At 35.2% G+C, this 23,433-nt stretch carries 25 protein-coding genes; 20 read left to right on the forward strand and 5 right to left on the reverse strand.

Translation table 11 applies throughout. From position 1 onward, the window contains the following. Window positions 1-342 precede the first annotated feature (342 nt). Window positions 343-612, forward strand: a complete 270-nt coding sequence (locus HMPREF1208_RS02420; RefSeq protein ID WP_016424757.1) for a hypothetical protein — start codon at window positions 343-345, stop codon at window positions 610-612. Window positions 613-769: 157 nt separating this feature from the next. On the opposite strand, the gene def is transcribed toward HMPREF1208_RS02420, so the two are convergent. Next, the gene (gene def / locus HMPREF1208_RS02425; protein ID WP_016424758.1) at window positions 770-1,321 is read right to left on the reverse strand and encodes a peptide deformylase; all 552 of its coding nucleotides are present in this window, start codon (window positions 1,319-1,321) and stop codon (window positions 770-772) included. Window positions 1,322-1,780: 459 nt separating this feature from the next. Here def and HMPREF1208_RS02430 point away from each other — a divergent pair, with 459 nt between their 5' ends. The 13 genes from HMPREF1208_RS02430 (at window position 1,781) to HMPREF1208_RS02490 (ending at window position 14,567) form a co-directional block, all read left to right on the forward strand. Next, window positions 1,781-2,413: a YkyA family protein gene (locus tag HMPREF1208_RS02430; RefSeq protein WP_016424759.1), complete on the forward strand. Its 633-nt coding sequence runs from the start codon at window positions 1,781-1,783 to the stop codon at window positions 2,411-2,413. A gap of 159 nt (window positions 2,414-2,572) precedes the next feature. Further along, window positions 2,573-3,685: a pyruvate dehydrogenase (acetyl-transferring) E1 component subunit alpha gene (gene pdhA / locus HMPREF1208_RS02435; protein ID WP_037559090.1), complete on the forward strand. Its 1,113-nt coding sequence runs from the start codon at window positions 2,573-2,575 to the stop codon at window positions 3,683-3,685. A 3-nt stretch (window positions 3,686-3,688) separates the two neighbouring features. Then, on the forward strand, window positions 3,689-4,666 hold the full coding sequence (locus tag HMPREF1208_RS02440; protein ID WP_016424761.1) for an alpha-ketoacid dehydrogenase subunit beta: 978 nt from the start codon (window positions 3,689-3,691) through the stop codon (window positions 4,664-4,666). Between the two features lie 134 nt (window positions 4,667-4,800). Then, window positions 4,801-6,102 (forward strand): dihydrolipoamide acetyltransferase family protein, encoded by a 1,302-nt coding sequence (locus tag HMPREF1208_RS02445; RefSeq protein WP_016424762.1) that lies wholly within the window; start codon window positions 4,801-4,803, stop codon window positions 6,100-6,102. Window positions 6,103-6,105: 3 nt separating this feature from the next. Continuing rightward, window positions 6,106-7,512 carry a dihydrolipoyl dehydrogenase gene (gene lpdA / locus HMPREF1208_RS02450; RefSeq protein WP_016424763.1) on the forward strand — a complete coding sequence of 469 codons (1,407 nt, stop codon included), beginning with the start codon at window positions 6,106-6,108 and terminating at the stop codon, window positions 7,510-7,512. A 123-nt stretch (window positions 7,513-7,635) separates the two neighbouring features. Next, the gene (locus HMPREF1208_RS02455) at window positions 7,636-7,908 is read left to right on the forward strand and encodes a UPF0223 family protein (protein WP_016424764.1); all 273 of its coding nucleotides are present in this window, start codon (window positions 7,636-7,638) and stop codon (window positions 7,906-7,908) included. 101 nt (window positions 7,909-8,009) lie between these two features. Next, window positions 8,010-8,549, forward strand: coding sequence for a helix-turn-helix domain-containing protein (locus HMPREF1208_RS02460; protein ID WP_016424765.1), 540 nt, complete (start codon window positions 8,010-8,012; stop codon window positions 8,547-8,549). A 13-nt stretch (window positions 8,550-8,562) separates the two neighbouring features. Continuing rightward, entirely contained in the window at window positions 8,563-9,663 is a 1,101-nt protein-coding gene (locus HMPREF1208_RS02465; protein WP_016424766.1) for an ABC transporter ATP-binding protein, read from the forward strand. Beyond that, window positions 9,650-10,456 (forward strand): ABC transporter permease, encoded by an 807-nt coding sequence (locus HMPREF1208_RS02470; RefSeq protein ID WP_016424767.1) that lies wholly within the window; start codon window positions 9,650-9,652, stop codon window positions 10,454-10,456. The genes HMPREF1208_RS02465 and HMPREF1208_RS02470 overlap by 14 nt, the downstream gene beginning before the upstream one ends. Next, on the forward strand, window positions 10,453-11,265 hold the full coding sequence (locus HMPREF1208_RS02475) for an ABC transporter permease (protein WP_016424768.1): 813 nt from the start codon (window positions 10,453-10,455) through the stop codon (window positions 11,263-11,265). The genes HMPREF1208_RS02470 and HMPREF1208_RS02475 overlap by 4 nt, the downstream gene beginning before the upstream one ends. Further along, the gene (locus HMPREF1208_RS02480; protein WP_016424769.1) at window positions 11,262-12,335 is read left to right on the forward strand and encodes an ABC transporter substrate-binding protein; all 1,074 of its coding nucleotides are present in this window, start codon (window positions 11,262-11,264) and stop codon (window positions 12,333-12,335) included. The genes HMPREF1208_RS02475 and HMPREF1208_RS02480 overlap by 4 nt, the downstream gene beginning before the upstream one ends. Window positions 12,336-12,400: 65 nt before the next feature. After that, a complete protein-coding gene (auxB, locus tag HMPREF1208_RS02485) occupies window positions 12,401-13,438 on the forward strand; it encodes a lipoteichoic acid stability factor AuxB (RefSeq protein ID WP_016424770.1) in 1,038 nt (345 codons plus the stop codon). Between the two features lie 466 nt (window positions 13,439-13,904). Further along, window positions 13,905-14,567, forward strand: coding sequence for a DUF4064 domain-containing protein (locus tag HMPREF1208_RS02490; protein ID WP_016424771.1), 663 nt, complete (start codon window positions 13,905-13,907; stop codon window positions 14,565-14,567). 56 nt (window positions 14,568-14,623) lie between these two features. Here the strand turns inward: HMPREF1208_RS02490 and HMPREF1208_RS02495 are convergent, their stop codons facing one another. Beyond that, complete coding sequence (locus tag HMPREF1208_RS02495) at window positions 14,624-15,235, reverse strand: YktB family protein (protein ID WP_016424772.1); 612 nt, start codon at window positions 15,233-15,235, stop codon at window positions 14,624-14,626. A 115-nt stretch (window positions 15,236-15,350) separates the two neighbouring features. Between HMPREF1208_RS02495 and HMPREF1208_RS02500 the strand changes: the two genes are divergently transcribed. Beyond that, on the forward strand, window positions 15,351-16,169 hold the full coding sequence (locus tag HMPREF1208_RS02500; RefSeq protein WP_016424773.1) for an inositol monophosphatase family protein: 819 nt from the start codon (window positions 15,351-15,353) through the stop codon (window positions 16,167-16,169). Between the two features lie 78 nt (window positions 16,170-16,247). On the opposite strand, the gene HMPREF1208_RS02505 is transcribed toward HMPREF1208_RS02500, so the two are convergent. Then, window positions 16,248-16,439 carry a DUF5325 family protein gene (locus tag HMPREF1208_RS02505; protein WP_228480309.1) on the reverse strand — a complete coding sequence of 64 codons (192 nt, stop codon included), beginning with the start codon at window positions 16,437-16,439 and terminating at the stop codon, window positions 16,248-16,250. A 92-nt stretch (window positions 16,440-16,531) separates the two neighbouring features. On the opposite strand from HMPREF1208_RS02505, the gene typA reads away from it, so the two are divergent. From typA to HMPREF1208_RS11730, 3 genes are all read left to right on the forward strand, one after another. Then, window positions 16,532-18,382, forward strand: a complete 1,851-nt coding sequence (gene typA / locus HMPREF1208_RS02510; RefSeq protein WP_016424775.1) for a translational GTPase TypA — start codon at window positions 16,532-16,534, stop codon at window positions 18,380-18,382. Between the two features lie 264 nt (window positions 18,383-18,646). Next, complete coding sequence (locus HMPREF1208_RS02515) at window positions 18,647-19,774, forward strand: NADH-dependent flavin oxidoreductase (protein ID WP_016424776.1); 1,128 nt, start codon at window positions 18,647-18,649, stop codon at window positions 19,772-19,774. A 291-nt stretch (window positions 19,775-20,065) separates the two neighbouring features. After that, window positions 20,066-20,725: a transposase gene (locus HMPREF1208_RS11730; protein ID WP_016424777.1), complete on the forward strand. Its 660-nt coding sequence runs from the start codon at window positions 20,066-20,068 to the stop codon at window positions 20,723-20,725. A gap of 42 nt (window positions 20,726-20,767) precedes the next feature. On the opposite strand, the gene HMPREF1208_RS02525 is transcribed toward HMPREF1208_RS11730, so the two are convergent. Further along, window positions 20,768-20,953, reverse strand: a complete 186-nt coding sequence (locus HMPREF1208_RS02525; RefSeq protein WP_037559092.1) for a DUF2197 domain-containing protein — start codon at window positions 20,951-20,953, stop codon at window positions 20,768-20,770. Between the two features lies 1 nt (window position 20,954). Next, entirely contained in the window at window positions 20,955-21,437 is a 483-nt protein-coding gene (locus tag HMPREF1208_RS02530; RefSeq protein WP_016424778.1) for a hypothetical protein, read from the reverse strand. 136 nt (window positions 21,438-21,573) lie between these two features. On the opposite strand from HMPREF1208_RS02530, the gene HMPREF1208_RS02535 reads away from it, so the two are divergent. Continuing rightward, a complete protein-coding gene (locus HMPREF1208_RS02535; RefSeq protein ID WP_016424779.1) occupies window positions 21,574-21,849 on the forward strand; it encodes a YlaN family protein in 276 nt (91 codons plus the stop codon). Window positions 21,850-21,920: 71 nt separating this feature from the next. Next, the gene (gene ftsW / locus HMPREF1208_RS02540) at window positions 21,921-23,141 is read left to right on the forward strand and encodes a cell division peptidoglycan polymerase FtsW (protein ID WP_016424780.1); all 1,221 of its coding nucleotides are present in this window, start codon (window positions 21,921-21,923) and stop codon (window positions 23,139-23,141) included. Window positions 23,142-23,433: the final 292 nt, after the last annotated feature.

Genomic DNA, 23,433 nt, shown 5'->3' on the forward strand with positions numbered 1-23,433 from the left:
TAATTCGTTCCTCCTAAATTGGATATCTCTTTATAATAAATCGATTTACATGCCACAGGGTTAAAAATTGAATTTTAAAATAAAAAATATGAACCGAATCATGATTAAACAATGTGTTCAATAACATTCAATTCATCATTTCATTCACTTTAATCTCGCATGTACATCGCTAATTTTGATTTCCGTTCTTGATGAGGTGTATTGTATTTCAAATACAGCCCAGTTGCTTTTATTTTACATGAAGTCATCGAATAAATAAAGCGGAATGTGATAAACTAAAATAGTACCTAAATGAGATAAGTGGTATATCTCTTTAAAATGTCCCGAAAAAAGGTGATGAAGATGAAAAGTGTAGCGCAGTTATTAACAGAAGTTAAAGAGGAACGTAATCGTGAGGACAAAAAATTAATTGAGATTCAGTTCGAAGTCAGAAACGAACAAGTGACAATGTTTTTTGAATATGAAGAAGAGCAAGCAACACAAGATAACCACTACTTTATTAGACATCATCATGATCCAGAGTTTTTAGACATGGAAACTTTTCAATTACTTAAAGAGGCGTTGGATGATGAAGGAATTAGACACAAACAAAGAAGAGATGTGTTTTTATAATCTCAATAGGGCAGTGATGTATATCACCATACATTTAACCTATCCACGTCTCAGGCATCAGCTCATTTAACGAAACCCCAAATCTCACTTGAATTCATCAGAGATTTGGGGCTTTGCTATTTATAATTAGAATTTACTGAATATCAATTGACAATGTTTAAACTTCGACTGCACCATCTTTAGGTTTGAGTGGGTTATCGTGATCGATACGATCATAGAATAAAACGCCATCTAAATGATCGAGCTCATGTTGCACGACAATGGCAGGATAACCTTTAAGTCTCAAACTGATTTCGTTACCATCGATATCATAACCTTTTAATTTGATTCGATAATGACGGTGAACTAAACCAGGCACGTCTTCGTCAACGCTTAGACATCCTTCACCTGTAGGTAAATAACCGTCTTGTACGCTATAGCTTACGATTTTAGGATTGACGATACCCATATCATATGAATTGCCATTTCCATCATCTGGTAAATAAATGGCAAACATACGTTTAGGTACATTGATTTGAGGTGCAGCAAGACCTACACCACTACGTAATTGATATTTTTCAGCAATTTCTGGATCTTGACTATTTCTTAAAAAAGTTTGCATATCTAATAAAGTTTGACGTTCTTCGTCAGTTAATGGGAACTCCACTTCTTTTGATCTTTGGCGAAGTGTTGGATGTCCATCTCTAATAATATCTTTCATTGTTAACATATTTGACACCTTCCTTATTTATTAATATATCAAAAAATGACTTAAAAGTGATAGTCGTTTACTCTTAATTACTCAATAAATATTTGACAAAATTAAAAAGGAATTTGTGATTTTATTCTATATCATGCTAACATCTCAAAAATTGAAAAAAGTGCCACTTTTTAATACGGTTTAAGACGCTTTTTACGGAGAGTCATATTAGTTTAATTTAAACTTAAAATAGACATCTTTTAATAGTTTGAGATAAGTTCAATATATTAATGCGTAATATTGAGTTGTATACGATGTGTTTTGGTATAATGAAAAATGAGTGGGATATGAACCAATAATTCAAAATCGTTACAATAGTAAGGATTTGTAAAATAGAGTTATGAATTGACGCAGAAAACGAAGCATCATTTGAATTATGAAGGAAATTTCATTAATATAGCCATTGACAATATAAGGAGGACCATAAATATGAAATTCAAAAAAACAATGGGTGTAGCAATGGCTGCAACGATATTGCTAGCAGGTTGTAACAATGACAAAGAGCATTTTGAGAACTACAATAATGGACTTGAAAAAATGCAAAAAGCAGAAGCGCCAATTCAAAACATTAATAAAGAAATGAATAAACTTGAAAAAGAAAAAGAAAAAATTTCTAAAGAAGTAAGTGGCAAAGATATCAGCAAAGTTCAAGATAAAGTTAAAGCTTTCTTAGATAATGCATCACAAAGAGAAAAGCAACTTGATAAAGAGTCTAAAGCAATGGCGCAATCAGAGAAAGATTTCCAAAATATCAAAAAAGAATCTAACAAAATTGAAGATAAAGATGACAAAAAAGAATATGATCAGCTAAACCAAGCTTTAGAAGAAAAATATAAAAAGCATAAAGATTTTGTGAAAGGTTATCAAAATATTATTAATAAAGAAAAAGACTTATTTGGTTATTTCAAAAATTCTTCTGGTACTCAACAAGAAGTGGATAAACGATCAGAAGCTTTAAATAAAGCACAAAAAGAAATGAAGAAAAAGGTTGATAACTATACAAAAGCAATTCGAAAAGTACAAACAGAGAAACAAGATGTTGATGAAATCGCTAACAAATAGAATATAACAGTTTGAGTTCTATAGTATAACAGTTGGCTATACTGTTGTTATATCAAGTGTTACAGAAGTTGCATAAAACTGTTTAACAGTTTTTATATTTTGTGTTACACTAAAGTAAGTTGAATTATATTTATAAACGGGAAAGGTATGGTGAATTGCATGGCTGCTAAGTTAAAAGCCCAATTCGATGCAGAACAAGTATTGAAAGATACTGAGTCGAAATTTGAGATGGTTCAAATCTTAGATGCAGATGGAAATGTAACGAACGAAGATTTACTTCCGGATTTATCGGATGAACAGTTAGTTGAATTAATGAGAAGAATGGTATGGACACGTATTTTAGACCAACGTTCAATTTCATTGAACAGACAAGGTCGTCTTGGTTTCTACGCGCCGACTGCTGGTCAAGAAGCTTCACAATTAGCTTCACAATACGCTTTAGAACAAGAAGACTTTATTCTTCCTGGATATCGTGATGTACCACAATTAATTTGGCATGGCTTACCATTGACTAAAGCATTCTTATTCTCACGTGGACACTTTGTAGGTAACCAAATGCCTGAAGGTGTGAATGCGTTAAGCCCACAAATCATTATCGGTGCACAATACATCCAAACTGCAGGTGTGGCACTAGGTCTTAAAAAACGAGGTAAAAAAGCTGTAGCTATCACTTATACTGGTGACGGTGGTTCTTCACAAGGTGACTTCTATGAAGGTATTAACTTTGCTTCAGCATACAAAGTACCTGCGATTTTTGTTATTCAAAATAACAACTACGCAATCTCAACACCACGTGATAAACAAACTGCAGCTAAATCATTAGCTCAAAAAGCAATTGCAGTAGGTATCCCTGGTATTCAAGTTGACGGTATGGATGCTTTAGCAGTATACCAAGCAACTAAAGAAGCTCGTGAACGCGCAATTAATGGTGAAGGTCCAACATTAATTGAAACAATGACTTACCGTTATGGTCCACATACAATGGCTGGGGATGACCCAACTAAATATAGAACTTCTGATGAAGATTCAGAGTGGGAGAAAAAAGATCCGCTCGTTCGCTTCAGAAAATTCTTAGAAAATAAAGGCTTATGGTCAGAAGACAAAGAAAATGAAGTCGTCGAACAAGCTAAAAATGAAATTAAAGCTGCAATTAAAGAAGCAGATAAAACAGAAAAACAAACTGTAACTTCATTAATGGAAATCATGTATGAAGATATGCCTTACAATCTTAAAGAACAATACGAAATCTACAAAGAGAAGGAGTCGAAGTAAGCCATGGCACAAATGACAATGGTTCAAGCGATTAATAATGCGCTAGCAACTGAACTTAAAAATGACGAAAACACTTTGTTATTTGGTGAAGACGTTGGTGTAAACGGCGGTGTATTCCGTGTAACAGAGGGTTTACAAAAAGAATTCGGTGAAGACCGTGTATTCGATACACCTTTAGCTGAATCAGGAATCGGTGGTTTAGCGTTAGGTCTTACAACACAAGGATACCGTCCTATTATGGAAATCCAATTCTTAGGTTTCGTATTTGAAGTATTCGACTCAGTTGCAGGACAAATTGCACGTCATCGTTTCCGTACAGGTAACTCTAAAGCTGCACCAGTTACAATTCGTACACCATTTGGTGGGGGCGTACACACACCAGAATTGCACGCTGATAACTTAGAAGGTGTTTTAGCACAATCTCCTGGTTTGAAAGTTGTTATCCCATCAGGTCCATATGATGCAAGAGGATTGTTAATTGAAAGTATCCGTAGCAATGATCCTGTTGTTTATCTTGAACATATGAAATTATATCGTTCATTCCGTGAAGAAGTACCAGAAGAAGAATATACAATTGAAATCGGTAAAGCTAACGTTAAACGCGAAGGTACTGATTTAACAATTATCGCATACGGTGCAATGGTACAAGAATCATTAAAAGCAGCTGAAGAACTTGAAAAAGAAGGTCACTCAGTTGAAGTAATTGACTTACGTACAGTTCAACCATTAGACATTGATACTTTAGTTGCATCAACTGAAAAAACAGGTCGTGTGGTTGTTGTTCAAGAAGCTCAAAAACAAGCAGGTGTTGGAGCAAACGTGGTATCAGAATTATCACAACGTGCCATCTTATCATTAGAAGCGCCAATTGGTCGCGTAGCTGCACCAGATACGATTTATCCATTTACACAAGCAGAAAATGTTTGGTTACCAAATAAAAATGATATTATTGAGCAAGCAAAAGCAACACTAGAATTTTAATAGAGAAATTGAGAAGATGTGTTAAACGAGAAAGTCACAGAGGCACAAATGGAGAATGAAACGGTCAGCCGTTTCTTCTCCTAAATCTGTGTGGACAACTTATTATTAAAAATTGATTTTTAGGAGGAAACAACGTGGCATTTGAATTTAGATTACCCGATATTGGTGAAGGTATCCACGAAGGTGAAATCGTAAAGTGGTTTGTTAAAGCTGGAGATACTATTGAAGAAGATGACGTATTATGTGAAGTACAAAATGATAAATCAGTTGTTGAAATTCCATCACCTGTAAGCGGTACTGTAGAAAAAGTACTTGTTGAAGAAGGAACAGTTGCAGTAGTCGGCGACACAATTGTAATGATTGACGCACCTGATGCTGAAGAAATGGAATTCAAAGGCGGTCATAGTCACGACGGTGGTTCTGATAAAGCAGAAGAAGCACCTCAAGAAGAAGCAAAAGCTGAACCAGCTGCAGCACCTCAAGAAGCTGGTGAAGTCGATGAAAATAGACACGTTAAAGCAATGCCATCTGTACGTAAATATGCACGCGATAATAATGTCAACATTAAAGCTGTCAATGGTACAGGTAAAAATGGTAGAATTACTAAAGAAGATGTAAATGCATACATTAATGGTGGTGGCCAAGCAGCACCTGAATCACAAAGTGCATCAGCATCTGAAGCACCTCAAGAATCTGCAGCACCAGCAGCATCAACAGTTTCAACTGAAGGTGAATTCCCTGAAACAACTGAAAAAATCCCTGCAATGCGTAAAGCAATTGCTAAAGCAATGGTTAACTCTAAACATACTGCACCTCACGTAACATTAATGGATGAAATTGATGTTCAAGAATTATGGGATCACCGTAAGAAATTCAAAGAAATTGCTGCTGAACAAGGTACAAAATTAACATTCTTACCATATGTTGTGAAAGCATTAGTTTCTGCATTGAAAAAATACCCAGCACTTAACACTTCATTTAATGAAGAAGCAGGTGAAGTTGTTCATAAACATTACTGGAACATCGGTATTGCAGCAGATACAGAAAGAGGTTTATTAGTACCTGTTGTTAAAAATGCAGACCGTAAATCAATGTTCGAAATTTCAGATGAAATTAATGAACTTGCTGTAAAAGCGCGTGATGGTAAATTAACTTCTGACGAAATGAAAGGTGCAACATGTACAATCAGTAACATTGGTTCTGCAGGTGGTCAATGGTTTACACCAGTTATCAACCACCCAGAAGTTGCGATTTTAGGTATTGGCCGTATTGCACAAAAACCTATCGTAAAAGATGGTGAAATTGTAGCAGCGCCTGTACTAGCATTATCACTTAGCTTTGACCATAGACAAATCGATGGTGCAACAGGTCAAAATGCTATGAACCACATCAAACGTTTATTAAACAATCCAGAACTATTATTAATGGAGGGGTAAAATATGGTAGTCGGAGATTTTCCAATTGAAACAGATACTATTGTCATTGGGGCAGGCCCTGGTGGTTATGTTGCAGCGATCCGTGCTGCACAATTAGGTCAAAAAGTAACAATCGTTGAGAAAGGTAACTTAGGTGGTGTGTGTTTAAACGTAGGTTGTATTCCTTCTAAAGCGTTATTAAATGTTTCTCACCGCTTTGAACAAGCTCAACACGGTTCAGACCTTGGTATTACAGCAGAAAATGTTTCTTTAGACTTCGGTAAAGTTCAAAATTTTAAAGGTTCAGTTGTTAACAAATTAACAAGCGGCGTTGAATCTTTATTAAAAGGTAACAAAGTTGAAATCGTTAAAGGTGAAGCTTATTTCGTTGATGCACACAGTTTACGTGTTATGGATGAAAAAAGTGCACAAACTTACAACTTTAAAAATGCTATCGTTGCAACAGGTTCACGCCCAATTCAAATTCCTAATTTTGAATTTGGTGGTCGCGTTCTTGATTCAACAGGTGCATTAAACTTACAAGAAGTACCAGAAAAATTAGTCGTTGTTGGTGGCGGTTATATCGGTTCAGAACTAGGTACTGCTTATGCGAACTTCGGTACTGAAGTAACAATTCTTGAAGGTGCGAAAGAAATCTTAGGCGGTTTCGAAAAACAAATGGTTGCACCAGTTAAGAAAGAAATGAAAGCTAAAGGTATGAAGATCGAAACTGAAGCTTTAGCTAAATCTGCTGAAGAAACTGAAAATGGCGTTAAAGTGACTTATGAAGTTAAAGGCGAAGAAAAAACAATCGAAGCTGACTACGTATTAGTAACTGTAGGTCGTCGTCCAAATACAGACGAGCTTGGTTTAGAAGAAGCAGGCGTTAAACTTACTGATCGTGGTTTAATTGAAGTCGATAAACAAAGCCGTACTTCTGTTGATAGTATCTATGCAATTGGTGATATTGTTCCAGGATTACCATTAGCACATAAAGCAAGCTATGAAGCAAAAGTTGCTGCTGAAGCGATTGCTGGAAAAAATGCAGAAGTAGATTACATTGGTATGCCAGCAGTATGTTTCACTGAGCCTGAATTGGCACAAGTGGGTTATACTGAAGCACAAGCTAAAGAAGAAGGCATCGAATATAAAGCTTCTAAATTCCCTTATCAAGCAAACGGCCGTGCATTATCATTAGATGATACAAACGGATTCGTTAAATTGATTACACTTAAAGAAGATGACACATTAATTGGTGCGCAAGTGGTAGGTACAAGTGCATCAGACGTGATCGCTGAACTTGGTTTAGCAATTGAATCAGGTATGAATGCTGAAGATATCGCTTTAACTGTACATGCCCACCCAACTTTAGGTGAAATGAGCATGGAAGCAGCTGAAAAAGCTTTAGGATTACCAATCCATACAATGTAATAATAGTTATATAAATGAGGGACCGAAACATCATTGTTTCAGTCCCTTTTTTCAATTTCAGAACAATGTTAGAATGAACAACGAGATGTGTGGAATGGATTCCAACTTTAAGGAGGGGCTCGAATGGATTATCATTATCCAATTGATATGGACTGGTCGAAAGATGAAATCATGGATGTCATTACATTTTTTAATGCGATTGAATCCTACTATGAACAACACATTGCAAGAGAAGTTTTAATGACACGTTATCGTCGTTTCAAAGCAGTTGTTCCGGGTAAAGCTGATGAAAAACGTATTTTTGAAGATTTCAGAAAGCACAGTGGCTATGACAGTTATTTTGTGATGAAACAAGCTAAAGAAAATCCAGATCAAGAAATTTTATCAAACAAGTAAAAAACTATTGTAATTTCGTGAGCGATTTGTTATTTTTATTAAGCATTAAACAAAATGTTTAGTAAAAGTAAACAAGTCGCTTTTTTGAGTGGAGGAACTTTATGGAGATTGGTCAAAAGATTAAAAACTTGAGACGCTTAAAAAATTTAACGCAAGAAGAGCTTGGTGAAAGGACAGATTTATCTAAGGGCTATATTTCTCAAATTGAGAGTAATAAAACTTCTCCAAGCATGGAAACATTCTTAAATATTCTCGAAGTGTTAGGTACTTCTCCAAAAGAATTTTTTGATACGAAATACGTCACAAAAGTACATTATCCGAAAAATGAGCAACTGACTTATGATGAAGATGAAAAAGGGTATTTTTTACAATGGCCAGTAAAACGTTCGAATGAGTTTGATATGGAACCTTTATTACTGACATTGCAACCTTATGCGTCATATAAAGATTTTCAGCCTTCTGTCTCTGACACATTTGTATATTGTTTAGAAGGGAAGGTTACACTGACTTTAGGCGATCATCAATATACTGCTGAACAGGGGGATGCACTTTATTTTAAAGCACATGCCACACATCGTTTATCTAATGCGGGTCATGTTTGTGCAAAGTTGATGATTGTTGCTACATCATCATATTTATAGGAGGGTTTTAGAATTGAGTGAGTTATTATCTTTTAAGAAGATTACTAAAAAGTATGATGAAACGACAATTTTAGATGCAGTTGATTTAGAGATAGAATCTGGTTATTTTTATACGATACTTGGGCCATCAGGATGTGGTAAGACGACGATGCTAAGACTGATTGCGGGATTTGAATCGCCGGACGCGGGAGAAATTGTGTATTTAGGTAAAAACATTAATCAATGGCCAGCAAATCAGCGACAAGTCAATACCGTTTTCCAAGATTATGCTTTATTTCCACATTTAAATGTTTATGATAACGTGGCATTTGGTTTGAAATTAAAAAAGCTAAATAAGCAACAAATTGATGAAAAAGTAAAAGAAGCACTTAAATTAGTAAAGCTTGAAAAATATATTGAAAGTTCTATACATGCATTAAGTGGTGGACAAAAACAACGTATTGCGATTGCACGTGCAATTGTCAATGAACCAGAGATTTTATTACTCGATGAATCGTTATCCGCATTAGATTTGAAATTGCGTACTGAAATGCAGTACGAATTAAGAGCGTTACAGAAACGTCTTGGGATTACTTTCGTATTTGTAACACATGATCAAGAAGAAGCTTTAGCGATGAGCGACTTTATTTTTGTAATGCGTGAAGGAAAAATTGAACAATTTGGAACACCACTTGATATTTATGATGAGCCCGTCAATCGTTTTGTGGCAGATTTTATTGGTGAATCCAATATTGTTGAGGGTGTTATGGTGGAGGACTATATCGTCAATATCTATGGTCAAAATTTTGATTGTGTAGATAAAGATATCCCGCCACAAACGCAAGTCGATGTCGTTATTCGACCAGAAGATATTACAGTTGTTCCTGAAGAAAAAGGGCTTTTTAAAGCGACTGTGACAAGTTCGCTATTTAGAGGCGTACATTACGAAATGATATGTGAAGATCGAAAAGGGTATGAATGGACAATTCAATCGACTAAAAATGCAAATATAGGAGCACGTGTAGGACTCGATTTTGAGCCAGAAGCGATTCATATCATGGTGCCAGGTGAAACTGAAGAAGAGTTTGATAAACGTATAGAAGGTTATGGAGAATTAAGCTATGAAACACATTAATCGTTGGCTCGCAATTCCTTATTTGCTATGGATGGTTTTCTTCATTATCATACCTGTCGTGTTACTCCTTTATTTTTCATTCGTCAATGAAGATGGACACTTTACTTTGATGAATTATCGTCAATTTTTAACAGCGCATTATATGATGATGCTCGGTGAATCTATTATTTATGCCTTTATCATTACCTTGATTTGTCTTTTAGTCAGTTATCCGGCTGCGTATTTTATTCAACAGTCTAAAAATGCAGCCACTTGGTTGTTGATCATGATTATACCTACATGGATGAATTTACTACTTAAGACATATGCATTTATTGGTATTTTCAGTCATGATGGATTTATCAACAAAATTTTGATGTCCTTTCATCTTCCAGCACAGCCTATACTGTTCACAGCGCCAGCCTTTATCTTTGTTTCGGCATATATTTATATTCCGTTTATGTTACTTCCAATTTATAACAGTATGAAAGATATTCCTGAGCAGCTCTTTTTTGCAGCACAAGACTTAGGTGCAAATCGAGCGACGGTGATTAGAAAAGTTTTATTACCGTTAACGGCTGAAGGTGTGAAAACAGGTATTCAAGTGACTTTTATTCCTGCATTATCTCTATTTATGATTACGAGATTGATTGCCGGTAATAAAGTGATTAATATTGGTACAGCGATTGAAGAACAATTTTTGGTGATACAAAACTATGGTATGGGCTCAACAATTGCAATATTTTTAGTGTTATTCATGGCATTTGTCATGGTATTAACACGAAGTAAGCAAAAAGGGGGCACATCAAAATGAAATGGTACGGTAAAACTTATTTGTACACCTTATTAGTCGTTTTGTATTTGCCGATATTCTTTTTAATGTTGTATTCGTTTAATAGTGCGGGGAATATGACGCATTTTGAAGGTTTTACATGGGAACATTATCAAGCTTTATTTCAAAATAAACATCTCTTGCAAGTTGTTTTTAATACAATTGCGATTGCATTATTAGCAGCGAGTATTGCAACTATCATTGGTGTTTTTGGAGCATTGTTGTTGTACCAACTTCGGAATCAAACATTAAAAATGTCGTTGCTCACTTTAAATAACGTTTTAATGGTTTCTTCCGATGTTGTAATAGGGGCTTCATTTTTAATTATGTTTACAGCGATAGGTCATTTTACGGGATATGGATTAGGTTTTACCTCTGTCCTCATCTCACATATTGCCTTTTGTATTCCTATTGTTGTCATTATAGTTTTACCAAAATTATACGAAATGAACGATTCAATTATGAATGCAGCACGTGATTTAGGTGCTACCGAGTTTCAATTATTGAGTAAGGTGCTCATTCCGCATATCATGCCGGGAATTATTGGTGGCTTTTTTATGGCACTAACTTACTCTCTAGATGATTTTACAGTGAGCTTCTTTGTGACAGGTAACGGCTTTAGTGTTTTATCTGTTGAAATCTATGCGATGGCACGACGTGGTGTAAGTATGGAAATTAATGCTATTTCTACGATTTTATTTGTATTGATTATGGTTGGCTTAATCAGCTATCAACTGATACAGCGCCATAAACAGAAGAAGCAATCCAGTAAAAGAGGTGTGACGATATGAAACAATTGATACAACTCATTGGGGGCGCACTCTTACTGGGTTTAATCAGTTTGGGTGTCGGGTATTGGATTAACCATGATGAAATTGGTGGCAAGCAACAAGAAAAGCTGTACGTCTATAATTGGGGAGAATATATTGATCCTGAAATAATTCAGCAATTTGAACAGAAAACAGGGATACAAGTGGTTTATGAAACATTTGATTCTAACGAAGCGATGGAGGCAAAAATTCGCAATGGCGGTACGCATTACGATGTGGCCTTTCCGAGTGATTACACGATAGAAAAAATGAGAAAAGCGCATTTATTGCGTCCAATTGATCATCAAAAAATTCCAAACATGAAGCATCTAGACCCACATTATATGAATCAGCCTTTTGATCCTAAAAATACTTATTCGATTCCATATTTCTTTGGGACAGTCGGCATTTTGTATAATAAAGAAAAATATCCTGATATCGATTTTAATAGTTGGAATGATTTAAAAAATCCACGGTTAAAAAATGATGTATTATTGGTGGATGGCGCTCGAGAAATTATGGGTCTATCTCTCAATAGTTTAGGGTATAGTTTAAATGATACGAATGAGACACATTTAGAATCGGCAGAACAAAACTTAAAAACGTTTTCTCCTAATATTCGAGGTGTTGTAGGCGATGAAATTAAAATGATGCTTGAGCAACATGAGGCGAATGTTGCTGTCATTTGGAGCGGTTCGGCAGCACCATTGTTTCAAGAAAACGATCATTTTGACTATGTCGTGCCAAAAGAAGGTTCGAATTTATGGTTTGATAATATGGTCATTCCTAAAACGGCACAAAATGTTGAAGGTGCACATCAATTTATTAACTTTTTGTTGGATCCTAAAGTGAGTAAGCAAAATACCGAATGGGTGGGTTATGGTACACCTAATCAAACGGCTAGAAAATTATTGCCAAAAGAAATGAGTCACGATCATCGTGTTTACCCAACACGAGAAGAGCAAAAACGTCTTGAAGTGTACAAAGATTTAGGGCCAGATGTGTTAAATGAATACAATGAGCGTTTCCTAAATTTCAAAATGGCGTTATGATTCTAGTGATTTCATTTGAGTTTAGTTATAATTAAGTGAGTAAGATAAATAAGAGGAGTGGAAGCATGACTGGAGAAGCATATACACAAATCAGTCGTCCTGTAAATCGTCTTGCTGAGAAGATTCTTGGCTGGTTGAGTTGGATATTATTATTAGGTGCTACAGTTGTGGCGATGTTTTTTGGCTTGGTTCTCTTTAGTAACGAGAATTCAATTCAAAAACTAGAAAATGGGGTTGCCAATAATGCCACTTTGCAAGATTTTTTAGCAAGTAATAATTTAAATGCAACCCAACTTGTGATTATGTTACAGAACGGTGTATGGGCATTTATCGTATATTTGATCGTATGTCTATTGATTTCATTCCTAGCATTGATTTCAATGAATCATCGTATTGTATCAGGACTGCTATTTTTGTTAGTAGCGATTATTACATTACCATTATTTTTTATTTTAGTTCCATTATTCTTTTTTATTGTTGCGCTAATGATGTTTGGAAGAAAAGAAAAATATGAACTTGTACCTATGTACCAAGACATGGGCGGCTATCCATCATATAGAGAGAATACGTATGATGAAGATGAGGGAGATCTGCCTCATACGCAATCGACACACTTCAATGCGGAAAAAGAGGACACGCATGTTGAAAACGAGGGGCCATCTGATGATGAACCAGTTGTATTATCACGGTCTGCAAAGTATAATCATAAGCCGATTAAGAAAAATGAGGTTGAACAATCAACACATGATATCAATGATGCAGAAGATGACACACTCATTTATGATAGTCGTACAATGTCTCACCAAGCTGAGCCTGAACAAGATGTGGAAAATGATGTAACGACTTCAGAAGAATATGACGAGGATGATACGGTTACATCACCTGAAGCGCTTAAAGCACAACGTAAGCAAGAGAAAGCAGAACTCAAAGCACAACGTAAAGAAGAGAAAAAAGCACGTAAGGCGCATGAAAAAGAACAAAGAAAGCATAGAGTGAGTGCATCGACACAACGTCGCCAAAATTATGATAATCGTTTGAAATTGCAACAAGATAGACCAAAACAGTCTGCTGAAGACAGCGAGCAAGAAGACGAAAAGCAATAACGTTATTTGAATCGCAAAATAAAAAAGGCACTTATTTCAGTGCATGTCTTTAATCATTAAAAGTTAGATTTTAGTATCGCTTTGAGATTAGACATGAACATCGGAATAAGTGCCTTTTAATAATGTAGAAAATAGCACAAGCTTGCCAGTGAATATGATAATAAAAATCTCGATAAATTATTGGTTTAGCCTATTTATTCAAATTTTAATATAATTATCTTTAAATCTTATCTATTTTAATATATCATTGATTTTAGGTGTCCGTTTGACGTTGGATACTAACACGTGTATCACGTTGAGTATATTGATTTTATTTTTACTAATATAAAATGTAACTTATAGGTTTATTGTAAAAATGATGTCATTTTGTGCGGACATGCTCAAAATTTAGCAATACACATAAAATGAAGTATTATGCGTTTAAAAGTTTGAAAAAAGGCAATACAGTCAATAAGGAGGTTTTAATATGTCAGATCAATACGTTTATAATCAGCATAAAAATGATGAACGCATCGTCAACAGAAATGATGCAAAAGTACCATTCAAGCGTACAGCAGAGAAAGTTTTAACGTGGGTAGGAATTGTTCTACACGCAATTTGGTTCGTTTTAATTATTGGTGCGATTGCTATTTTTAAAAATCCAGAATTTCAACAACAAATTGAGATGACGGGTCAAGATGCGTCTCAATTGAATAATATTAACCCAACTTCATTGATTACTTTTCTTATTCCTTTAGTTGTTGCGCTAGTGGCCGTATTCTTGTTTAAAAAGCCTATTTTAGCAGGGATATTACTAATTATAGCTGCTGCAACAGGTGTATTTTTAAGCGCAAGTTTGATTTCAGGAATTTTGTGGTTAATTGCAGGTATTATGTTACTTGTCCGCAAGCCAAAAAATGGAAACTACATTTATCAAAATCCTGAACACCGCTCACAACAATATCAAGAAAATCCTCAAGATGTGGAAGCCCAACGTCATCAGGAGAGACAAAATGTTGTACATGAACCACAAGATAGAGAAGTTAATCAAAACCAAACGCAACATGCAGAAAATAGCGGAGATCAGTATCAAAATAATAGAGATGAATCACTAAAAAGATTAGATGATTTAGATCGAGATGATAAATAATTATAAAAAGACTTGGCAATGACCAAGTCTTTTTATTATGGCATCTATGCTTTACATTAACTGTAAAATTTTAAAAGATGCTTAAATGTGTCTTCTAAAAAGGCAATAAATGCTTTATCCGTTTTCAAATGCTCAGATTGAGGAGGAATCGCTCGTGCTACAAAAAACTCGCCCTTTTTAACATTTTTAGCGCGTGCGATACCTTTTTGAAGTTCTTCTTTTGATAAATCTTGTATACGAGATTTATCGGGCTGTGTATGATCTAAAGATATTTGGAAGTCGTTAGGCAGATCAAGAAGCGTTTCTAATTTGTTTTCAAATACTTCAACATCTTTAGCTTTGTTTTTATCTTCATGCATGAGTCCATACATCACAAACAAGTGATCTTCGAATAAGCCAATTTGAAAATGGGGCATCATTTTATAACCACGTTTATTCGTTGCGAAAGCGACCCAAGTATCTTTGGGCGGATTGACCGTACGTCTAGCATGTTTAGCTACATGTGCATAAAAAGTATCACCAGTTAAAGTTTCAAGATAATCTGTAAAATAGTCGCCAAGTGCGTGTAATTGAGGTCGAATTTGTTGTTCTAATGCTTCCATTCTTGCATCTAGACCTTCTACTTCAAAGACTTTAAAATCTTTGGGTTTAAACGTATATTTTGTCATCATACGCCTCCTTATGTATCCGTGTTAAACTGATTTCATTGTAGCATATACCGAACTGCGAAACATTCATCTTGCCCCATTTTAGTGTATAATGAATTTAATAGGAGTGAGTCGAATGCATTTATATGATTTTGCGAAAAGTTTAGTTTTAGAAGCAGGAAATAATATTAGAAAAAAGATGGGTGACACACTTGCAATTGAAGCTAAGTCGAACCCCAATGATTTAGTAACGAATGTAGATAAAGAGACAGAACAGTTTATTGTGAGTCAAATCCAAGAGAGCTACCCAAATCATCGCATTATTGGTGAAGAAGGCCACGGCCATGACATTGAAACGACTGAAGGCATTGTCTGGGTGATTGACCCGATTGATGGTACGTTAAACTTTATTCATCAAAGTGAAAACTTTGCAATATCAATAGGTATCTTTAAAGAAGGGAAGCCTTATGCAGGGTTTGTCTATGATGTGATGAGAGATGTACTTTACCATGCCAAAGCTGGGAAAGGTGCACTGATGAATGAAGAACTTTTACCTCTTTTAGAGGATACTGTCGTAAGTGAGAGTATTATTGGTATGAATCCAAATTGGCTCACAAAACCTAAATTAGGCACAATGTTAGAACCTATCGTAAGTGACTCAAGAAGTGCACGCGCATATGGATCAGCAGCACTCGAAATTGTTTACGTTGCTACAGGACAGCTTGCTGCATATATGACACCACGTTTACAACCATGGGACTATGCTGGAGGCATCATTATACTAGAAGAAGTGGATGGGATTGCGACAAATTTCTTAGGAGAACCTTTAGCAATGACGCATCCGAATTCTGTTCTCGTAGGAAATAAAAAAGTACACACAGCAATTCGACAGGACTATTTGCGTCAGCATGATGAGACACTCATCGCTTTGCATGAAAAGTTGAAACATAAGTAAAATGGGTATAAACAAAGGCTGGGACATCAATGTGTCTCAGCCCTTAAATTTATTAAAAGATGTAGTCATTCGTGGTTGTTATAGCCAATCGTTTTCACGGTATTTCTTTTTTAATGAAAAGCCTACACCAAACGTTGCTACCATTAAAATAAATGTGACGATCATCCAAAATACATTGGTTGCAGCGATTGCAAAGCTAAACATGGTTAAAAAGAAAATTGCAAGAATTGATAGCAATAAAAAAATTGATTGAGATTTTTTCATCTTAATCCCACCTAACTCTGTTTCTTCATTTCATTTCTATGATATAATAAACGAGTTGTAAAAGAAAGTGGTAATTTACCCGAGAAAGGAATTAAAGTATGACAAAATTTAGAGAAGATGTTCGTAACATTGCGATTATCGCTCACGTAGACCATGGTAAAACGACATTGGTTGATGAACTATTAAAACAATCTGGTATTTTTCGTGAGAATGAGCATGTTGAAGAACGTGCGATGGATTCTAATGACTTAGAAAGAGAACGTGGGATCACAATATTAGCGAAAAATACAGCAGTTAACTATAAAGACACACGTATTAATATTTTAGATACACCTGGGCATGCTGACTTCGGAGGAGAAGTTGAGCGTATTATGAAAATGGTAGACGGTGTTGTTTTAGTTGTAGATGCCTATGAGGGAACAATGCCACAAACACGATTTGTTTTGAAAAAGGCATTAGAACAAAACTTGAAACCTGTTGTTGTTGTGAATAAAATTGATAAACCTTCAGCACGTCCTGAGGGAGTAGTGGATGAAGTTTTAGATTTATTCATTGAACTTGATGCAAATGATGACCAACTTGAGTTTCCTGTTGTCTATGCTTCAGCGATTAATGGTACTGCAAGCCTTGATCCTGAAAAACAAGATGAAAACATGCAAAGCTTATATGAAACGATTTTAGAATATATTCCAGCACCAGTTGATAATCGTGACGAGCCTTTACAATTCCAACCTGCATTGCTTGATTATAATGACTATGTAGGGCGTATTGGAATAGGGCGCGTATTTAGAGGGACAATGCGTGTTGGTGAAAGCGTATCATTATTAAAATTAGATGGATCAGTTAAAAATTTCCGTGTGACTAAAATATTTGGTTATTTTGGTTTAAAACGAGAAGAAATTCAAGAAGCCTATGCAGGTGATTTGATTGCTGTCTCAGGTATGGAAGACATTAACGTAGGTGAAACAATCACACCACAAGATCATCAAGATGCATTACCTGTATTACGTATTGATGAACCAACACTTGAAATGACTTTTAAAGTGAATAATTCACCGTTTGCGGGTAGAGAAGGTCAATTTGTAACAGCACGACAAATTCAAGAGCGCTTAGACAACCAACTTGAAACAGACGTATCATTGAAAGTTACACCAACAGACTCACCAGATGCATGGACAGTTGCAGGACGTGGGGAGCTTCACTTATCAATTTTAATCGAAAATATGAGACGTGAAGGTTTTGAATTACAAGTTTCAAAACCACAAGTTATTTTAAAAGATATTGATGGTGTGTTACATGAACCATTTGAACGCGTTCAAGCTGAAGTGCCAGAAGAATATTCAGGTGCAGTGATTGAGTCTTTAGGACAACGTAAAGGTGAAATGGTGGATATGGTAACGACAGATAATGGATTGACACGTCTAATCTTTAACGTGCCTGCGCGTGGATTAATTGGTTATACAACTGAATTCATGTCTATGACACGTGGTTACGGTATCATTAACCATACATTTGATGAGTTTAGACCTCGTATTAAAGGTCGTATTGGTGGACGTCGTAACGGTGTGTTAGTTTCTATGGACCAAGGATCTGCAAGTGAATATGCGATTTTAGGTTTAGAAGACCGTGGTATTAACTTTATGGAACCTGGAACAGATGTATACGAAGGAATGATTGTAGGTCAAAATAACAGAGAAAATGATTTGACTGTCAATATTACTAAAGTTAAACATCAAACTAACGTACGTTCTGCGACAAAAGACCAAACAGAAACAATGAAAAAACCTCGTAAGTTATCGTTAGAAGAAGCGTTAGAATTTATTAACGATGATGAATTGGTAGAGGTAACACCTGAAAACGTGAGATTGAGAAAGAAAATTTTAAATAAAGGTCAACGTGAAAAAGAAGCTAAACGTATTAAACAAATGATGGAATCAGAAGAAAATTAATATAAGTCGACTTTCATTTAAAAGAGTGAGACAAAAAATCAATTTGATTTTAACGTCTCGCTCTTTTTATTATAGGTTAAAAGCACCCACAGAAATTCTTTACAGTCGTTATTGTGTTTGCATTGTTAACTAAATGTACTTGATTAATTGAAAAGAGCGAATTTTTTAAATAAGAGTAAATTTGTTTTAATATAAGCTGTTTATTTTATTTATAATCCGCCTTGTATTAAAATGTGTTCGAAACACATTTGAGGAGGAGTTAAAATGGAGCAAAAGTTTGAGCCATTATTCGAGTCACTAAAATTACCTAACGGAAGCACATTAAGAAATCGTTTTGTCTTAGCACCGTTAACACATACATTGTCAAATGATGATGGGACAACGTCTTCTACAGAGTTAGGTTATATTGAACCTCGAGCTAAAGATGTAGGCTTAGCTATTTCAGCTGCAAGCTATATCAACATTGAAGGTAAAGCATTTCCAGGTGAACCATCAGTGTCGAAAAAAGAAGACTTACCTGGATTGAAAGAACTTGCGTGTACAATGAAAAAAGGAGGCGCTAAAGCAGTCATCCAAATTCACCACGGGGGCGCTAAAGCTTTGCCAGAATTAGTTCCTAATGGCGATGTGAAAGCACCTAGTGCACTTTCAACAGGTGGTTTTGGTCACAAAGAGCCACACGAAGTCCGTGCGATGACTGTTGAAGAAATTCAACAAGCAATTGTTGATTATGGTAAAGCAGCTTCGCTAGCTATTGAAGCTGGATTTGATGGCGTTGAAATTCATGGTGCGAATCACTATCTCATTCATCAGTTTGTATCTCCATTTTATAATCGTCGAGAAGATGAGTGGGGCGAGCCTCTTCGTTTTCCTATGGCTGTAGTTAATGAAGTATTACGTGTCGTTAATGAAGAAGCACCAGATGACTTTATTGTAGGTTATCGTTTTTCACCAGAGGAAGCGGAAGACCCAGGAATTTCAATGGAACTTACACAACGCTTAGTGAGTGAGTTAATTGAAAAACCACTTGATTATCTCCACGTTTCACTGATGGATATTCACTCAGTAACACGCGAAGGTAAGTATAAAGGTCAAAAACGTATCGACTTATTACTTGATTGGATTAACAATCGTATGCCATTAATTGGTGTCGGCGCCATCTTTACTGCTGATGATGCGGTAAATGCGTTGAATACAGGCGTTCCGTTAGTATGCCTTGGACGTGAATTATTATTCGATCCAGCATATATTTCTAAAATTAAATCTGGTCAAACGGACGAAATCATTTCATATTTCGATCCAGAACGTGAAGATAAACACCAATTACCTGAGAGATTATGGGAAGCATTTGCTTCAGGTTTTTACCCATATCCTAAAAAAGAAGAAGCTTAAACGATATAAATTAAGAGTCTGGAACATAAATACCAAAATAAATAGCTCGAAGATGATTTTGAAAAAAATCGTCTTCGAGCTTCCTTTTTATTATCATGCTTCGTATTATATAGGCTCGCTTTCCGAGGGGACAGCCTCAGCCTGTAGTCTTCGGCTCGTCCTGTTCCCTCAGGAGTCTCGCTATAAATACTTCGCTTATATATGTAATCATTCACCATTATACTTAAAAAAATAAGGCACTTTCGTATAATTTAATTCATCACAACAAAAACTAAATTAACGAGGTGCCTTATGCAAAAAGATTATAATATGTCTCAATTAACTCTACCAATAGAAACATCTATTTTAATTCCTGATAATGATTTATCCCAACATGTCAATGATATCGTTGAATCAATACCAGATATTGAATTCGAGGGATTCAAACACCATCGTGGTTCGACTGCTTACCATCCTAAAATGATGTTAAAAATCATTCTATATGCCTACACACAATCTGTTTTCTCTGGACGTAAGATCGAAAGATTACTTCATGATAGTCTTCGCATGATGTGGCTTTCTCAACGTCAAACACCTTCCTATAAAACCATCAACCGTTCAGCTTGTCCACTTCGAAATCAGTGTATGAAATCTAATTCAAAAGCAAATAAAAAAATCATGAGAAATTATAATTGGGAGTACTTTAAAGCTCAAATTAATCAAAAGCTTTCTAAACCAGAAACACAAAAAATCTACAATCAAAGAAAAATTGATGTAGAACCCGTTTTTAGATTTATGAAAGCTATTTTGGTGTTCAATCGAATGTCCGTGCGGGGGATAAATAAGGTCAAACGAGAGTTTGGCTTTGTCCTCATGGCATTAAATTTAAGGAAATTAGTCGCATCTAGTGCGGCTAAACTGATGATAAAAGGAAAAAATCCGAGATTTTTCGTTTTTTACGAAAACCTCTGATTTCATCGATTCCTGAGACAATTTTGTCTCAAGCTCTTGTTTTCATTTTGAATGATAAGATTGCGTGTGAGGTGATGAAATTGGTCGTTGTTTAGGTGTATCTAAGCGACTTTTACATTCATCGCACATAAATGTTTTAATTGGATTGTTCTTCAATCGTGTTGCTAAACGTGTATGCTCATCCAATAAAACTTCAGTATCACATATCACACATTTCACTTTCCACAAATTAACGCACCTCGATATGAGTCACATGCTTGAATTCATATTGATAGCCATCTTCTACTGTATAAACAAAGCTATCGACGCCATTATCTTCATATAAACGTTTGCCTTCTTTGGCAAATTGGAAAAAGAGATATGGTAGAAATTCAAAAGGGATATCGATATGAGATTCCGCATTAGACAGACGAATAATAGTAGCCTCTTTAAGCGGCTCTGCATTTTTGAAAAAAGGTGTCATATTAATAGCAAATGAACCTTGTAACACAGCGCGCTTTTTATAGTCAATCTCAGAATTTAATGTAGGGGGATTCGTTTGGCCTTCTAATATAGCTCGATTCCACTCTCTATTATCATCAAATTGAATCGGTTTTTGACCTTCAAAGACGCCTTTTTCTAAATCTTCTAATGTTACTTTTCGATCGTCAAAAATCCAAGTCGTACTATCAAGCGTGATTGGAAATTTAACAGCACCTTTAATCTGAATCATTGTTAAACACTCCCTCAATTTAGCTAATTTCATTTTATCATACTTAGGAATGAGGCATACTAAATTTACTTGCTTTTTAATATCCGATAAGATAAAATTTTTACTATCAAAGAAAATTTATGGGGGGGACGCTGTCATGAGTAAGCAACAACATATGAGCAATGTTGCATATGAACAGTTGAATAAAGACGCAGAACGTATTTTGCAACTAATTAAAGTTCAAATAGATAATTTAACATTACCTCAATGTCCTTTATATGAGGAAGTTTTAGATACACAAATGTACGGCTTACAAAAAGAAGTTGATTTTGCAGTCAATCTTGGCCTTGTGAGTGAAGAAGATGGCAAAAAGCTAATGTTACGTTTAGAAAAAGAGTTATCAAAATTACACGAAGCATTTACACGTGTCTAACGTTTGCTATCGGTACAAAAGTGTAGCACGTTTTTCGCATTGTAAGTGCGAGGAATTGGATGAATTAACATATGAATAATATGAAAAGATTATTTCGATATATTTTGAGATCCTCTAAATATATCGATTTTCCATTATTAATTACATATCTTGTACTCTGCTTTATTGGATTAACAATGGTGTACAGTGCAAGTATGGTGGCTGCGACGCGAGGAACATTAACAGGCGGTAGACCGGTGGCAGGAACATATTTTTATACGAGACAGATTATTTACGTATTGATGGGTTTTAGTATTGTATTCTTCATGGCTTACATTATGGATGTTAAAATCTTGAAAAAACGTAATGTACAGCTCGGTATGATGGCGATGATTATCTTCTTACTTTTTGCGACACTTGCATTTGGATCTGAAATTAACGGTTCTAAAAGTTGGTTGAATTTAGGATTTATGAATTTACAAGCTTCTGAGTTATTAAAAATCGCTATTATTTTATATGTTCCGTATATTATAGAAAGAAAGCGTTTCGAAATTCAGCGCAATCCTTCAGTTATTTTATGGCCAATCCTGTTTGTAGGTTTTTGTTTAGGTCTCGTCCTTTTACAAAAAGACGTAGGTCAAACGTTACTTACAGGTGCTATATTTTTTAGTATTATCGTTTATTCAGGTATCGGTGTCAAAAACTTAATTAAGATTGGTTCTTACGCTTTAGGAGCATTAATTGTAGTCATTATCATTATTGTTATTTTTAGAATTAATGTTTTACCTTCGTACTTGACGGCACGATTTAGCGCGTTAGAAAATCCATTCAACTATGAATCAGGTATAGGTTACCATCTTTCTAACTCACTATTAGCAATTGGTAACGGTGGCTTGTTTGGTCGAGGCCTTGGAAATAGTATTATGAAACTAGGTTATTTACCTGAACCCCATACTGATTTTATATTCGCAATTATATGTGAAGAGCTTGGTTTTGTGGGTGCCTTTTTAGTAATCGGTTTGATTTTCTTTATCGTTTATCGCGCTTTTGAACTTGCATCACAAACAAAATCATATTTCTATAAGTTGGTTTGTGTAGGTATTGCAAGTTATATTGCTTTACAATCATTTGTTAATCTAGGTGGTATCTCTGGATTAATTCCTTTAACAGGTGTGCCACTTCCATTTATTAGTTTTGGTGGTTCATCTATGCTCAGCTTAAGTGCTGCGATGGGATTACTTTTAATTGTTGCAAAACAAATTAAATACGACGATGCCAAGCAACGTTATTATGAAAAACAAAATAAAATCTAGTCATCTCAAAGAATTTCACAAATTTAAAAGCTTGTGTGCATAAAAGCGAATTTTTATTTTAAATTTCGTTTTTATGCACTTTTTTTATATCTTGAACAGCTTTGTACAATGACAAACGTCATGAGAGATCACTTTTCTTTTTGACATCGATCTCGATAACAGATAAAATGACTTTATCCATTTGTATAAATTATTGTAAATGATAAGTTTTATTTATCATCATTCTGATAGTTGATTTTAAAATACAAATGATTTTTAAACTTGTTTCTTTAAAATACCGAGCTATTTTTGT

This window comes from Staphylococcus sp. HGB0015 (assembly GCF_000411275.1).
GTDB classification, from domain to species: Bacteria; Bacillota; Bacilli; order Staphylococcales; family Staphylococcaceae; genus Staphylococcus; species Staphylococcus schleiferi.